The organism is Hymenobacter algoricola, assembly GCF_039539525.1.
Lineage (GTDB): Bacteria > Bacteroidota > Bacteroidia > Cytophagales > Hymenobacteraceae > Hymenobacter > Hymenobacter algoricola.
Window position 1 is genome coordinate 72,431 of the sequence record NZ_BAABDH010000012.1, and the last position, 13,104, is coordinate 85,534.

The 13,104-nt window shown below is 65.5% G+C and carries 11 protein-coding genes and 1 riboswitch; of the genes, 6 read left to right on the top strand and 5 right to left on the bottom strand.

What is annotated here, in order from left to right; translation table 11 throughout:
- Positions 1 to 167 precede the first annotated feature (167 nt).
- Positions 168 to 572, top strand: a complete 405-nt coding sequence (locus ABD842_RS02650; protein WP_345109667.1) for a hypothetical protein — start codon at positions 168 to 170, stop codon at positions 570 to 572.
- Positions 573 to 675: 103 nt separating this feature from the next.
- Positions 676 to 1,041: a hypothetical protein gene (locus ABD842_RS02655; RefSeq protein WP_345109670.1), complete on the top strand. Its 366-nt coding sequence runs from the start codon at positions 676 to 678 to the stop codon at positions 1,039 to 1,041.
- A gap of 179 nt (positions 1,042 to 1,220) precedes the next feature.
- On the opposite strand, the gene ABD842_RS02660 is transcribed toward ABD842_RS02655, so the two are convergent.
- Positions 1,221 to 2,453: an acyl-CoA dehydrogenase family protein gene (locus ABD842_RS02660; RefSeq protein ID WP_345109672.1), complete on the bottom strand. Its 1,233-nt coding sequence runs from the start codon at positions 2,451 to 2,453 to the stop codon at positions 1,221 to 1,223.
- 231 nt (positions 2,454 to 2,684) lie between these two features.
- Here ABD842_RS02660 and ABD842_RS02665 point away from each other — a divergent pair, with 231 nt between their 5' ends.
- Positions 2,685 to 4,421, top strand: coding sequence for an APC family permease (locus ABD842_RS02665; RefSeq protein WP_345109675.1), 1,737 nt, complete (start codon positions 2,685 to 2,687; stop codon positions 4,419 to 4,421).
- Between the two features lie 166 nt (positions 4,422 to 4,587).
- On the opposite strand, the gene ABD842_RS02670 is transcribed toward ABD842_RS02665, so the two are convergent.
- Positions 4,588 to 7,077, bottom strand: coding sequence for a TonB-dependent receptor (locus tag ABD842_RS02670; protein ID WP_345109678.1), 2,490 nt, complete (start codon positions 7,075 to 7,077; stop codon positions 4,588 to 4,590).
- Between the two features lie 59 nt (positions 7,078 to 7,136).
- A riboswitch (TPP riboswitch) is annotated at positions 7,137 to 7,248 on the bottom strand.
- 200 nt (positions 7,249 to 7,448) lie between these two features.
- Here ABD842_RS02670 and ABD842_RS02675 point away from each other — a divergent pair.
- Positions 7,449 to 7,691: a hypothetical protein gene (locus ABD842_RS02675; RefSeq protein WP_345109684.1), complete on the top strand. Its 243-nt coding sequence runs from the start codon at positions 7,449 to 7,451 to the stop codon at positions 7,689 to 7,691.
- 123 nt (positions 7,692 to 7,814) lie between these two features.
- Here the strand turns inward: ABD842_RS02675 and ABD842_RS02680 are convergent, their stop codons facing one another.
- From ABD842_RS02680 to pnuC, 3 genes are read right to left on the bottom strand one after another with little or no spacing between them, the layout of a single operon-like run.
- Positions 7,815 to 8,702: an aldose 1-epimerase family protein gene (locus ABD842_RS02680; RefSeq protein WP_345109686.1), complete on the bottom strand. Its 888-nt coding sequence runs from the start codon at positions 8,700 to 8,702 to the stop codon at positions 7,815 to 7,817.
- A gap of 40 nt (positions 8,703 to 8,742) precedes the next feature.
- Positions 8,743 to 9,318: an AAA family ATPase gene (locus ABD842_RS02685; RefSeq protein ID WP_345109688.1), complete on the bottom strand. Its 576-nt coding sequence runs from the start codon at positions 9,316 to 9,318 to the stop codon at positions 8,743 to 8,745.
- Positions 9,318 to 9,947: a nicotinamide riboside transporter PnuC gene (gene pnuC, locus ABD842_RS02690; protein ID WP_345109690.1), complete on the bottom strand. Its 630-nt coding sequence runs from the start codon at positions 9,945 to 9,947 to the stop codon at positions 9,318 to 9,320. Before pnuC ends, ABD842_RS02685 begins: the two co-directional genes overlap by 1 nt.
- A gap of 111 nt (positions 9,948 to 10,058) precedes the next feature.
- Between pnuC and ABD842_RS02695 the strand changes: the two genes are divergently transcribed.
- Positions 10,059 to 10,382 (top strand): rhodanese-like domain-containing protein, encoded by a 324-nt coding sequence (locus ABD842_RS02695; RefSeq protein ID WP_345109693.1) that lies wholly within the window; start codon positions 10,059 to 10,061, stop codon positions 10,380 to 10,382.
- A gap of 132 nt (positions 10,383 to 10,514) precedes the next feature.
- Positions 10,515 to 13,046, top strand: coding sequence for an ATP-dependent helicase HrpB (hrpB, locus tag ABD842_RS02700; RefSeq protein ID WP_345109695.1), 2,532 nt, complete (start codon positions 10,515 to 10,517; stop codon positions 13,044 to 13,046).
- Positions 13,047 to 13,104 lie beyond the last annotated feature (58 nt).

Genomic DNA, 13,104 nt, shown 5'->3' on the forward strand with positions numbered 1-13,104 from the left:
ATACCTAACGGACTACTAGTTATACTCCGAGGGCAAGTGCCTGTACTTTGAGGAGCATTGCTTATACTTGAAACACTTTTACCTATACCTGCCGGCCCGCTCCCGATACTCGGGCGGCGGTGCGGCAGGACGTCTCCCGCTACTTTCTCTTTGCTCTGTTGCTGCTCATGGATACGCCCGCAGTTACTACCCCTGCTACCGAGGGCACTGACGCCCTGGCCCGGTTTGCCCACCGCGTGGCAACCCGCGACGAGCCGGTGCCGCCCCCGCCCCACGGCTACGACCAGGATTCGCTCGAAGCCCACATTGCCCGGGCGCTGCGGGCGGCCCACCCGGCTATGCGGGCCCGCCGCGCCCTTACCCACGCCCGTGTCTGCTACGCCCTGATGCTGCAGCCGCGGCTGATTACGCGCGACCTGGCCGCGGCGGCCTTCACCACCCGGCTCACGGTGTATAATGCCTTTCCCGAGCTGCGGCAGCTGGGCCTGGCCGCCGACGAGTACCAAGGTGGCCGGCGCTACCACTTCCTCACCCGGGCCGGCGAAGACTGGCTGCTGGAAGTAACGCGGTAATGGCGCCCCAGCAGCCACCAGCTCGCCGGCTCAGGGCAGTTGAGGGCCCGTTATTTTCCTCTAAATTGCTCCTTCTTACCTTTTATCTTGTACCCCGGATTCCATGAAAAAAAAGCTCCTCGCCGCTGCCTTACTGCTGACCGCCGTTGGTACCTGGTCGTTTTACCCTAAGCCCGCTGAGCCCAGCGGCACCATGATGGTCATCAGCAACATGTCGTTCGGCCTCGACGCCCAGGCCTCCATCATCACCGTGGCCCCCGACGGCACCCAGAAGGAAAAGGAAATCGACTTCAGCCGGGGCAGTGCCAAGCGCATGGCGGCCAACACGACCATCGTGCACAAAGCCGCTCTGGGCGTTATCAACGAGTACAGCCGCGCCGGCTGGCACCTGGTTGGCAGTGCCCCCACGGTCATCTCGCAAACCGGCAACACCATCTTCAGCCAGAACATCTACACGCTGGAGAAGTAGGTGGCTACTGAACACAAAAAGGGCTACCCCGACGTGGGGTAGCCCTTTTTTGTATTCAGTAGCCGCTCATGTGTGTTAGCCAGGCGGCGTGGGCTGGGGCCGCCAGCCGCGGTACTTCCTGAAAACTCAAAACGGCCGCCCTGCATGCAGGGCGGCCGTTTGAAGATACGCAATGCGGCTTACTTGAACGCCTGGATACCCGTGATATCGGCACCCGTAATCAGCAGGTGGATGTCGTGGGTGCCTTCGTAGGTAATCACCGATTCGAGGTTCATCATGTGGCGCATGATGGGGTACTCGCCGGTGATGCCCATGCCGCCGTGAATCTGGCGGGCTTCGCGGGCTACGTGCAGGGCCATGTCCACCGAGTTGCGCTTGGCCATCGAAATCTGGGCCGAGGTAGCTTTGCCTTCATTTTTGAGCACCCCGAGGCGCCAGGCCATTAGCTGGGCCTTGGTGATTTCGGTGAGCATCTCGGCCAGCTTCTTCTGCTGGAGCTGGAAGCCGCCGATGGGCTTGCCGAACTGCTCCCGCTCCAGCGAGTACTGCAGCGCCGACTCGTAGCAGTCGATGGCCGCGCCGATGGCGCCCCAGGCGATGCCGAAGCGGGCCGAGTCGAGGCAGCTGAGCGGACCTTTCAGGCCGTCGATGTTGGGCAGGATGTTTTCTTTCGGGATTTTCACGTCCTGGAACACCAGCTCGCCGGTAGTGCTGGCGCGCAGGCTCCACTTGTTGTGGATTTCGGGGGTCGTGAAGCCTTCCATGCCGCGCTCCACAATTACGCCCTTGATGCGGCCATTCTCATCCTTGGCCCACACCACGGCTACCTGGCACTCGGGCGAGTTGCTGATCCAGAGCTTGGCCCCGTTCAGCAGGTAGTAGTCGCCCATGTCCCTGATGTTGGTGGTCATGCCGCCGGGGTTCGAGCCGTGGTCGGGCTCGGTGAGGCCGAAGCAGCCCAGCCACTCGCCGGAGGCCAGCTTGGGCAGGAACTTGTTGCGCTGCTCCTCCGAGCCGTAGGCGTAGATCGGGAACATCACCAACGAGCCCTGCACCGAGGCCGTGGAGCGCATGCCGGAGTCGCCGCGCTCAATTTCCTGCATGATCAGGCCGTAGCTGATGTAGTCGAGCCCGCCGCCGCCGTACTCGGTGGGGATGGTGGGGCCGAAAGCGCCCACGTCGCCGAACTTGCGCACAATCTCGGACGGGAAATGCGCGTCCTGGGCCCACTTCTCAATGTTCGGATTGATTTCCTTCTTGACGAAGTCGCGGATGCTCTGGCGGATGAGCTTGTGCTCCTCGCTGAGCAGACCGTCGAGGTCGAAGTAATCGGTAAAGCCGGCCGCGTTCAGGGAGCCGTGGTGACTGGCCGCTTTGGCTTGCGGCGAGAGGACGTCAGCTTGGGATGACATAAGGAGGTTGTTGGGTGGGGAATCAGGCTCAAAGATAGGAGTTTCCGTTTGCGGAACAGGCAGCCGCCACCGATGGTTCGGACCGGCGGCAGCGCATTTTCCGGCTCTGCTGCTCCCGGGGTTCCAACGGCCGGGTGACCACCCAGAACAAATTTTTAGCCGCTCAGATATTCAAAACCCTTGTTACTTGCGTACAGGCAGCAACTTTTGCCACTCTCCGCCCTCCCACCCATGAGCCACGAAAAGAAACTAAACGAGCTGGAAGCCACCGCTATCTGCGGCAACGACATTTCCTCATCGTGCCTGTATGTATCGGCCCTGGCCATTGCCTACGCCGGGCAATACGCCTGGGTGGCCCTGCTGATGGTGGGGGCGGTGCTGTTTTTGTTCCGCTCGATTTACGGAGAAGTAGTGGGGGCGCTGCCCCTCAACGGCGGAGCCTACAACGTGCTGCTCAACACCACCAGCAAGCGCAACGCCGCGCTGGCCGCCTGCCTCACCATCCTGTCGTACATGGCCACGGCGGTTATTTCGGCTTCCGAGGCCATGCACTACCTGCACACGCTCTGGGCCGGGCTGCCCATCATCGGGGCCACGCTGGGGCTGCTGGGGCTGTTTCTGGCCCTCACCATTCTGGGCATCTCGGAGTCGGCGAAGGTGGCGGTGGGCATCTTTCTGGTGCACCTGGTTTCGCTCACCCTGCTGGTGGGGGTCACCATCTGGTTTCTGGCCACCCACGGCCTGGAGACGCTGTCGGTAAACTTTGCGCGGCCCCTGCCGGGCGGCAGCCTGCTGACGGCCCTGTTTCTGGGGTTCAGCGCGGCCATGCTGGGCATCTCGGGCTTCGAAAGCTCGGCCAACTTCGTGGAGGAGCAGGCCCCGGGCGTATTCGGCAAAACCCTGCGCAACATGTGGGTGGTGGTGAGCTTTTTCAACCCCGTCATTGCCTTTCTGGTGGTGGCCGCGCTGCCCCTGACCGAAGTAGGCCCGCACACCGAAACCCTGCTGGCCTACCTGGGCACCACCACCGGCGGCCGGTGGCTGGGCATCCTGATTTCGGTAGATGCCGTGGCCGTGCTCAGCGGGGCCGTGCTGACTTCCTTCGTGGGCGTAAGCGGGCTGATGAAGCGCATGACCCTGGACCGGATCCTGCCCCAGTTTTTCCTGCGGGAAAACAAGGCCAAGAGCAACTACGTCATCCTCATCACCTTTTTCCTGCTCTGCGTGTCGGTGCTGCTGATTACCCGCGGGCAGCTGGGGCCGCTGGCGGGGGTGTATACCATTTCGTTTCTGGCGGTTATGGCATTTTTTGCCCTGGGCAACTTCCTGCTCAAGAGCAAGCGGCCGAACCTGCCGCGGCCGGTGTACGCCGGGGTTATCACCGTGACGGTAGCGCTGCTGAGCATCCTGCTGGCGCTGTACGGCAACATCAAGCTTCACCCCGACTACCTGATTGTGTTTCTGCAGTACTTCCTGCCCGCTATGCTGGTGGTGTACGTGATGCTGAACCGGACGTCCATTCTGAACCTGACGCTGGCCGCCGTGGATTCGATTACCGAGCACACCCGGTTTTCGCGCTTCGGCCGGCGGCTCGTCAAGCGCAAGCTGCGGGAGCTGCACAAGCAGGAATTCGTGTTCTTCACCAAGGGCGACAACGTCTCGAACCTGAACAAGGTGATGGCCTACGTGGTGGAAAACGAGTCTACCAACCGCCTCAAGATCGTGACGCTGCTCAAGGAAGGCGAAACCGTGTCGGCCGAGCTGCTCACCGACATCAACGTGCTGGACCGGGCCTACGAGCAGATTGAGGTGGAGTTTGTGACTATGCAAGGCCACTTCGGCCCGGCGCTGATTGAGGAGCTCTCGACCAAGTGGTGCATCCCGAAAAACTTCATGTTCATTGGCTCCCCCGGCGACCGGTTTCCCTACCAGATATCGGAGCTGGGCGGCGTGCGGCTGATTATCTGACGGCAGCCGTGGCCAGATACATGGGGCCGCCGCAATCCGGCCCCGGAAACAGACCGGCTTTTTCGCACAAAGCCCCGACGTTGGAATACGCCGGGGCTTTGTGGTTTAGCAGGCTTCTTCGTTGCTCCGGACGGATTACGGCCGCTCCGGCTTCGCCAGGCCGCTATTAAAACTTCATGCCCACCGAAGCCAGGAAGTTGCGGGTGGCCTGGGGGTAGTAGAAGTTGTAGTTCAGCTGCTGGCCGGCGGCGTCGAGGTTGCCGTAGGTATAGCCGTTGGCCACGTACTCGCGGTTGAGCACATTATTAACCAACAGCCCCAGCTCGATTTCCTTCACCCAAGCCGGCCGGATGGTGTAGCGTAACCGCAGGTCCAGCACCTGGTAGGGCCGGAGGCGACGGTCTTCGCTGGCCGAGTTATCCAGGTACTGCCGGCTCACGGTTTTGTAGAGCAGCGCCACCCGCAGTCCCTTCAATGGCTGTCCTTCCAGCGTGTGCGCCGATACCACCGCCGGCGAATAGGAAATAGCGGACGGTCGGGTTTCGGCGGACACCACGGGGGCAAAGTTGCTGTCGAACAGAATCTGGCGGTAGTCCAGCACGCGGTTGCGGCTCAGGGTCAGCGTGCTGCTCAGGCTCACTTTGTCGTTGGCCGACGCCGAGCCCGTCAACTCCAGTCCGGTGCGGTAGCTGCGGCCCACGTTGGTGCGCAGCGGCGTGCCCACGGCGTCGAGCTGGCCCGTGGCCACCAGCTGGTTGCGGTAGCGCATGTAGAAATAGTTGGCTTCCAGGCGCAGGGCCGTGTGCGGGCCCAGCACCGTCGCCTCGGGCTGGGCGAAGCGGTAACCCACCTCAATGTCGTCGAGCCGCTCGGCCCGGGGCAGGGGCTGGCCGGCGGGGCGGTCGGTAAAGTCGGCGCGGACCGGCTCGCGCTGGCCCACGGCGTAGCTGGCGTAGAGCTGCTGCCCCGCCGTTGGCGAGAAAGTAACGCCGGCTTTGGGGTTGAAGAAGGTGTAGCGGGCCCGGGTGCGCACGTCGACCAGGCCTTCTTCCAGCCCGTCGAGGTTGTAGGCAATGTGGCGCACCTGCGCGTCGGCGTACACGCCCAGCCGGGGTGCTACCTGCCAGGTGGCGCGGGCGTAGGCGTGGTAGTCGGTTTTGCGGGCGTCGTTGAAGTAGTAGCGCTGGCGGATCGGGCCGTTGGAAGCGTACTGAGCCCAGATAACCTCGCCGTAGTGGTCGTTGACAAACTGGTTCCAGGCGCCGCCCACCGTGGCCTGAAACGCGTCGTTAGCCCGGGGCTGGTAGTTCAGGGCAAAAGTGCCGCCGTAGAAATAGTTGTCCAGCCACTTCCGGTTGATGAGGTTGGTAGCCGTGATGGTATCGACGCCGATGATGACGTCGGCCAGGCCGTAATCGGTCAGGGCCTGAGCAGCCTGGTAGTTTTCGTAGTAGCCGAAGCCCCGGGTCAGATGCAGCGCCGCGCCCAGGTTCCAGTCGGCGCCCAGGCCCTGGGTGAGGTGCAGCTGGTAGTGGTTCTGCTGGTAGTTGTCGGTCTGGTTGTCGTAGGTGTAGAAGCTGTAGCGTCGGCCTTCGCGCAGCACCCGCTCGGCATCTGCGTCGCTGAGGGCGTAGTTGTCGGCAAACTGCTGCGCCAGGGTCCGGTCGCCGGTCAGGGCGGGCTCGGGCACGCCGTTCCAGGCCTGGTAGGTTTTCTCCCGCCCCGAGAAGGTGATAAACTTGAGCAGAGTGCTTTTCTGCTGGTAGCCGGCGGCGAAGTAGTACGACTTCAGGTCCGACGCCGCCCGGTTCATGTAGCCGTCCGACTTGATGCGCGACAAACGGCCATCTACGGTGAAGTGCCCGTTCAGCAGCCCGGTGCCGAAGGAAACGTTGTTTTTCCAGGTGCCGAAGGAGCCCACCGAGTTCTGGGTTTCACCGTAGGCTTCGCGGCGGTTTTCCAGGGTGCTGATGTTGATGCTGGCCCCGAAGGCCGCCCCGCCGTTCTGGCTGGTGCCCACCCCGCGCTGCACCTGCAGGCTGTTGATGGACGAGGCCAGGTCGGGCAGGTTGATCAGAAACGAGCCGTGCGACTCCGCGTCGTTGAGCGGCACGCCGTTGATGGTCATGTTGATGCCCGTGTTGCTGGTGCCCCGGATGCGGATGTCGGTGTAGCCCACGCCGGCCCCGGCATCGGAAGTCACCACCACCGAGGGCGTCTGGTCGAGCAGGTAGGGCAGGTCCTGGCCGAAGTTGCGGGCCTGAAGTTGCTCCTTGCTGACGTTGGTGTAGGCCGTAGCCGTGCGGTCGTTGGCGCGGCTGGCCGTCACCAGCGCCTCACCGGTGAGCACACCACCGGGCCGGAGCGGACTGGCCAGCCGCTGCGCAGCCACCTGGCCCCGTACCGGCTGCACCAGCGGCTCGTAGCCCAGGAAGGTAACCCGCAGCTCGTGCGCTCCGGCCGGCACAGCCGGAATAGAGAAAGTGCCCGCGGCATCGGTGGCGGCACTGGCCGCGCCATCGAGCAATACGGTGGCGCCGGGCAGCACCAGGCCGGTGCGGGCATCCGTAACCGTGCCGGACACGGGACCTTGCGCCCACGCCGACGAGCAGGGCAGCGCCAGCAGCGCCGCCCCCAAAAACAGGAAATTTTTCAACGGGTAAAAAAGAAAAAGTGGAACGGGCCCTACGCCAGGGGTCGGCGCAAAAGGTTTTCACGTTCGCGGATCGTTTGTTCCCTTCGCCGGCATTACCCGGATCAGGTTCAATGGGTATGATCTCAGCCCCACGGCATCGTCGCCGATGGTGGGGCACCCCTAAACTATGCCCCAAAGCTAGACCGCAGCTTTCGCAGTTCCAAATCAGCCCGGCGGCCGGGGTTTACTTTAGCCTGATAATCACGTATCTTAGGCAGGGAGTTAGCGTCGCCGAAAAGTTGCCAAACCCTAAACAACTCCCGCAACAGTACCGTTATCTGATGCGAGCCCGCCGACTCGTCCCGTTTCCGTCGCCTTTCACTGCTCTCGCCATGATCAGCCTTGTCTACGCTCTGGTGGTCTTCGCCATCCTCGCTTATTTCATGGTAATGCCCCGGCGCCGCTACCAGCGCCCGCCCTTCCCCGACGGTGACGACGAAGGCGGCGAGCCCCTCGACGACGGCCTGCCCGACCTCGACCTGCCGCCCGGTATTACCCGCCCCATCAACGACTGGGAGCCGGACTACAACCGCCCGCGGGTGCCCATTCGGCCGACTGAGCCCATGCTGTCCTAGGCTTTTACCACCGTTTTCACCTGGTCCGGCAGCTTACCGGCTCAGAGCACGGCGGGCCGCAACGGATACGTGTCGGCAAAATTGATGGCCCGGATTTCCAGCCCGGGGCCGCGGGAGCCGCGCCTACTCGACGGCAATGGTATAGTGAGCTGAGTACTGCCCGCCGGGCGCCAGGGTCAGAATGCCTTCCTTGTCGGCCAGCTCCTGCGGCCCCCCGACGGAGCCGGCAATGCCCTGCCAGGGCTCGATGCACACGAACAGGGCGCCGCGGCCCTTGGTCCAGAGGCCGAGGTAGGGAAAGCCGTCGAAGCGCAGGCGCACGGCGCGGGCCGAGCGGCGGCTGCGCAGGGTGAGGCGCGTGAAGTCGAAGTTCTTTAGCACCAGGGCATCCTGGGCAAACAACTCGTAGGTCAGCGGCAGCTCGGTTTGCTCGGTAAGCAAGGGGGCGGTCAGGCCGGTGAGCAGGCCGTCCTGCAGCAGGTAGCGCGGCAGCGTCACGGGGTGGTCGAAGTGGAAAAAGTAGTCGGCAAACTGCTCGTCCGGCAGCAGGGGGCAGCGGAAAGCCGGGTGGGCGCCAATGCTGAACAGCAGCTCGTCGGCTGCCGCCGGGTTCTGCACGTCCCATCGCACCGTCAGCTCGGCCGCGCGCAGACCATAGGTGATGGTCAGGATAAACTCGAACGGATACATGGCCCGGCTGGCCGCGTCGGCGCGCAGCTCGAAGGCCAGTTCCGTGGCCGTCTGCCGCACCAGGCTGAATTCCCGGTCGCGGGCAAAGCCGTGCTGGGGCAGCTGGTAGGGCCGGCCCTGGTGCCGGTAGCCGTTATCGGCCAGCCGCCCCACGATGGGAAACAGCACCGGGGCATGGCGGGCCCACACCGCGGGGTCGGCCGACCAGAGGTATTCCAGCGCGCCCGGGCCGGGCAGATCTTTGCGGACCAGGCTGCTCAGCTCGGCGCCGTGGCTTTGCACGGCTACGCGGCACTGGTCATTTTCGAGGTGGTAGGTCATAGACAAGAACTCAGGGCCCGGGAAACTGGGCCGATAGAGACTACGGCTGCGGGCTGTCCGGCGCCGGATTCGGCCGGGCCCCAACGAGAGTCGGGCGGTCAGCGGCGGCCAGCAGCTCGTCGATCAGGTAGCAGGCCTGCTCGAAGCGGCGGGCGGGCGGACCGCTGATTTCGGCAAAGTTGGATACGTGGCTGCTGAGCTCGGAGTGGTAGAGGCTGTAAAAATGCTGCCGCAGGTTCGGGTGCTCCCGCAGCGGGTCGGGCTCCCAGGCCAGGTCCACATCGAGCAGCAGCACCAGGTCGTACTGCTGCTGCTCGATCTGGCGCAGAATCCATTCCGGGCAGTGCCCAAAAGCGTGCTCGGACCATATTTTCAGCACCAGAAAATCCGTATCGAAGAACACGACGCGGTGGGCCCGGGCTGCGGCGGCCTCTTCGGCGGCCAGCTGCCCGCGGGCAATAACCTCGAGGTCGGCCAGGGTGTAGTGGCCGCTGCGGGGCTCCAGGTAGGCGCGGGCATACTCTGGCGCCCAGGTCGTGGCGTAGTGTTCGGCCAGCAGGCGGCTCAGCGTGGTTTTGCCCGTCGATTCGGGTCCGGTGAGGGCAATGCGCAGCATCAGGCGACGGGCAAGGCGGTGGAGGAAACGGCGGCCCGGGCCGCCCGGCGCCACTCGATGTAGCCGTACACGGCCAGCACGAGGTACAGCGCGTACAGGCCGCTGCTCGGATACAGGTGCTTGTGCCAGAGAATGGGCACGTACACCACGTCGACCACTATCCAGAGCAGCCAGTTTTCGAGGCGCTTGCGGGTGAGCAGGTACTGCGCGGCCAGGCTGCCGGCGGTGGTGAAGCTGTCCCAGTACGGCAGCGAGTCGTTGGTGTAGTGCCTGAGGTAGTAGCCAAAGCCCGCCGTAAACAGCGCCACGCCCACCGCTACTACCGCCCACTCCCAGGGCCGGGTGCGGGTCACGCCCAGGGCCGAATGGCGCGCTCCGCCGTACTGCCAGCCGTACCAGCCATAGAGGCCCATGGCAATGAAAAAGATCTGCAGCAGGCAGTCGGCGTACAGCTGCTGCCCGTAATACACGAAAATGTACAGGCCGCAGCTCACGATGGCCGTGGGGAAATTCCAGAGCGACTCGCGGGCCGCCAGCCACACGCAGGCAAAGCCGGTGACGACGGCCACCCATTCCAGCGGGGTACCGCCCGCGGCCGAAGTCCAGAACTCGTAGAGGGAGTGTAGCAAGAGCGAAAGAGGAGAAAACGGCGGGCTGCGCCGGCGGTAAACGGCGGGCGGGGCCAAAGCTAACCAGTCAGTGGCTAATTTTACGCCCCGTCATTTTGTTCTCCGCCGCTTATGCTCCCCGACCTTACCCCCGAAGACCTGCACCGCCGCCGCCAGCAGGGCGAAATCCTGCAGCTGATTGACGTGCGGGAGCCCGAGGAATACGCCTATTGCCGCATTGAGGGCAGCCAGCTGATTCCGCTCGGCGAGGTGCCGGCCCACGTGGAGGACCTGGCCACCGACCGGCCCGTGGTGCTCATCTGCCACCACGGAGTACGCTCGGCCCAGGCGCTGGCCTACCTGCAGCATCGCCACGGCCTGACCAACCTGCTCAACCTGCGCGGCGGCATCCACGCCTGGTCGGTGCGCGTGGACCCCACGGTGGCGGTGTATTAAACACCAGCCGGGCGAAGCGACGGTCGGCTACCAGGGCCGGAGCAGCCGCCTGGTTCCTCCAAGCCCGCCCTATCCATTGCCCACGCCAGGCAGCAGGTAAGTCCAAGCCTGCGCCCGTTTCCTGATTCACTGATGCACCTCCCCAACCTGCCCATCTGCGCCGCCCTGCCCGAGCTGCTGCGCACGCTCGACGCTACGACCTGCGCCGTGCTGCAGGCCCCACCTGGGGCGGGCAAAACCACCGTGGTGCCCCTGGCTTTGCTGGAAGCGGCGTGGCGGCTCCCGGCCGGGCGCATCATTGTGCTGGAACCCCGGCGGCTGGCCGCCCGGGCCGCGGCAGCCCGCATGGCCAGTATCCTGGGTGAGCCGGTGGGTCACACGGTAGGCTACCGGGTGCGGCTGGAAAGCCGGATTTCCAGCCATACCCGCATCGAAGTAGCCACCGAGGTCATTCTGACCCGCATGCTGCAGGACGACCCGGCCCTGGAAGGCGTGGCCGCCGTACTGTTCGACGAGTTTCATGAGCGCAGCCTGCAGGCCGACCTGGGGCTGGCGCTGGCCCTCGATGCCCAGGCCGTACTCCGGCCCGACCTGCGCCTGCTCATTATGAGTGCCACGCTCGAAGCCGAGCGGCTGGGGGCCTGGCTGGGGGCACCCGTGGTGCGTAGCGCCGGCCTGCGGCACGCCGTGAGCACCCACTACCTTTCTCCGGCCCGGGTAGCCGCCGCCGGCCGCCGCCCCCACGAGCGGCTGGCGACGCTCACGCCCGCCGTTATCCGCGAAAGCCTGGTCACGCACCCGGCCGGCGACCTGCTCGTGTTCCTGCCGGGACTGGCCGACCAGCGCCGCACCGCCGACCAGCTCACCGGCGTGTTGCCCCCTACCGTTGATATTCATGTGCTGCACGGGGAGCTGCCGGCCGAGCAGCAGGATGCCGCCCTGCGCCCCGCTCCCGCCGGCCGCCGCAAGGTGGTGCTGGCTACCAGCATTGCCGAAACCAGCCTCACCATCGAAGGCGTGCAGGTGGTCATCGACGGCGGCTACGCCCGGGTGCCGCAGTTTGAGCCCCGCACCGGCCTTACTACCCTGGGCACGGTGCCCGTCAGCCAAGCCGCCGCCGACCAGCGCCGGGGCCGGGCCGGGCGCCTGGGCCCGGGCACCTGCTACCGGCTCTGGACCGAAGCCGAGCACAGCATGCGGCCGGCCCATCTGCCGCCCGAAATCCTGACGGCCGACCTGAGCGGCCTGGCGCTGGAGCTGGCCCTGTGGGGCACTACCGACCCGGCCTCCCTGCGCTGGCTCGATGCGCCGCCCGCCGCCGCCCTGGCCCAGGCGCGTGACCTGCTGGTGCGGCTGGGTGCCCTGACTCCTGCCGGCCAGCCCACGCCCCACGGCCGGGCCCTGGCCGGGCTAGGACTGGTGCCCCGCCTGGGCCATTTGGTGCTGCGCGGAAAGGCGGCCGGCCACGGCGCCACCGCCTGTGCCTTAGCCGCCCTGCTCACCGAGCGCGACATTCTGCGCTCCGCCGACGGTACGCCCGCCCCACCGGATCTGCGCCTGCGCCTGGAGGCCCTGGCCACCGGCCGCGCACCCTTCCCGGGGCTGCTGCCCGATGCCGGGGCCCTGCGCCGGGTGCGCGAGGCCGCGGCCGTGCTGCGCACCCGCGCCGGCGTGCGCGACAATGCTCTGGAGGTAGACGCCGCGGGCGTGCTGGCGGCCCTGGCTTACCCCGACCGGCTGGCCCAGCGCGAAACCCCGGAGCGGGTCCGCCTCGTGACCGGCCAGCGCGCCACACTCCCTGCGGAGTATTTCAGCCGTCAGGACGTTTTCTTTGCCGTCGCCCACCTCGACGGACCGCCCGCGACGCCCCGGGCCGCGCTGGCCGCTCCCGTGGAGCAGGCCGACCTGGAGAAGTACTTCCCCAACCTGATTGAAACCCGGGAAGAAGTGCGCTGGGATGCGGCCAGCGGGCGGGTGGTGGCCCGCCGCGTGCGGCAGCTGAATGCGCTGATGCTGGCAGAAACGCCGCTGGCCCAACCCGCCCCGGCGGCCGTGGCCCTGGCGCTGCTGGAAGGCATCCGCGCCACCGGCATCGGCCGGCTGGCCTGGAGCGCTGAAGCCCAGCAGCTACGGGAACGGCTGGCGTTTCTGCACCAGCTGAGCCCCGATGCCTGGCCGGACGTGGCTGATTCAGCGCTGGTGGCGCAGCTTGAAGCCTGGCTCGGGCCGTATCTGGAGGGAGTGCGCAGCCTAGCCGACGTAAACCGCGTGGATCTGGGGGAGGCCCTGCTTAGCTGGCTGCCCGGCGGCTGGCCCCAACGCCAGGAACTTGACCGGCTGGCCCCTGCTTACCTGGAAGTTCCCAGCGGCTCGCGCATTACGCTCCTTTACCACGACCCGGCAGCCCCCGTGCTGGCCGTGCGGCTGCAGGAAATTTTCGGCCTGCTTGATACGCCCCAAGTGGGAGGAGGGCGCGTGCCGCTGACTATTCATCTGCTTTCCCCGGCCCGCCGGCCGGTGCAGGTTACCCGCGACTTGCGCAGCTTCTGGACTACTGGCTACTTCGCCGTGCGCAAGGATCTGCGCGGCCGCTACCCCAAGCACTTCTGGCCCGACAACCCACTCGAAGCCCTACCCACCCGCGGCATAAAGCCACGCAAGTAAGCCTAACTCCGCCTACTGCTTCCACCCGGGTCAGCCAGAGTTTCCTTCAGCGCCCCCA

Excerpts from the sequence above, each read along its gene's own strand:
- ABD842_RS02650 (WP_345109667.1), top strand. The coding sequence starts at position 168 with ATGGATACGCCCGCAGTTACTACCCCTGCTACCGAGGGCACTGACGCC.
- ABD842_RS02655 (WP_345109670.1), top strand. The coding sequence starts at position 676 with ATGAAAAAAAAGCTCCTCGCCGCTGCCTTACTGCTGACCGCCGTTGGT.
- ABD842_RS02660 (WP_345109672.1), bottom strand. The coding sequence starts at position 2,453 with ATGTCATCCCAAGCTGACGTCCTCTCGCCGCAAGCCAAAGCGGCCAGT.
- ABD842_RS02665 (WP_345109675.1), top strand. The coding sequence starts at position 2,685 with ATGAGCCACGAAAAGAAACTAAACGAGCTGGAAGCCACCGCTATCTGC.
- ABD842_RS02675 (WP_345109684.1), top strand. The coding sequence starts at position 7,449 with ATGATCAGCCTTGTCTACGCTCTGGTGGTCTTCGCCATCCTCGCTTAT.
- ABD842_RS02680 (WP_345109686.1), bottom strand. The coding sequence starts at position 8,702 with ATGACCTACCACCTCGAAAATGACCAGTGCCGCGTAGCCGTGCAAAGC.
- ABD842_RS02685 (WP_345109688.1), bottom strand. The coding sequence starts at position 9,318 with ATGCTGCGCATTGCCCTCACCGGACCCGAATCGACGGGCAAAACCACG.
- ABD842_RS02695 (WP_345109693.1), top strand. The coding sequence starts at position 10,059 with ATGCTCCCCGACCTTACCCCCGAAGACCTGCACCGCCGCCGCCAGCAG.
- hrpB (WP_345109695.1), top strand. The coding sequence starts at position 10,515 with ATGCACCTCCCCAACCTGCCCATCTGCGCCGCCCTGCCCGAGCTGCTG.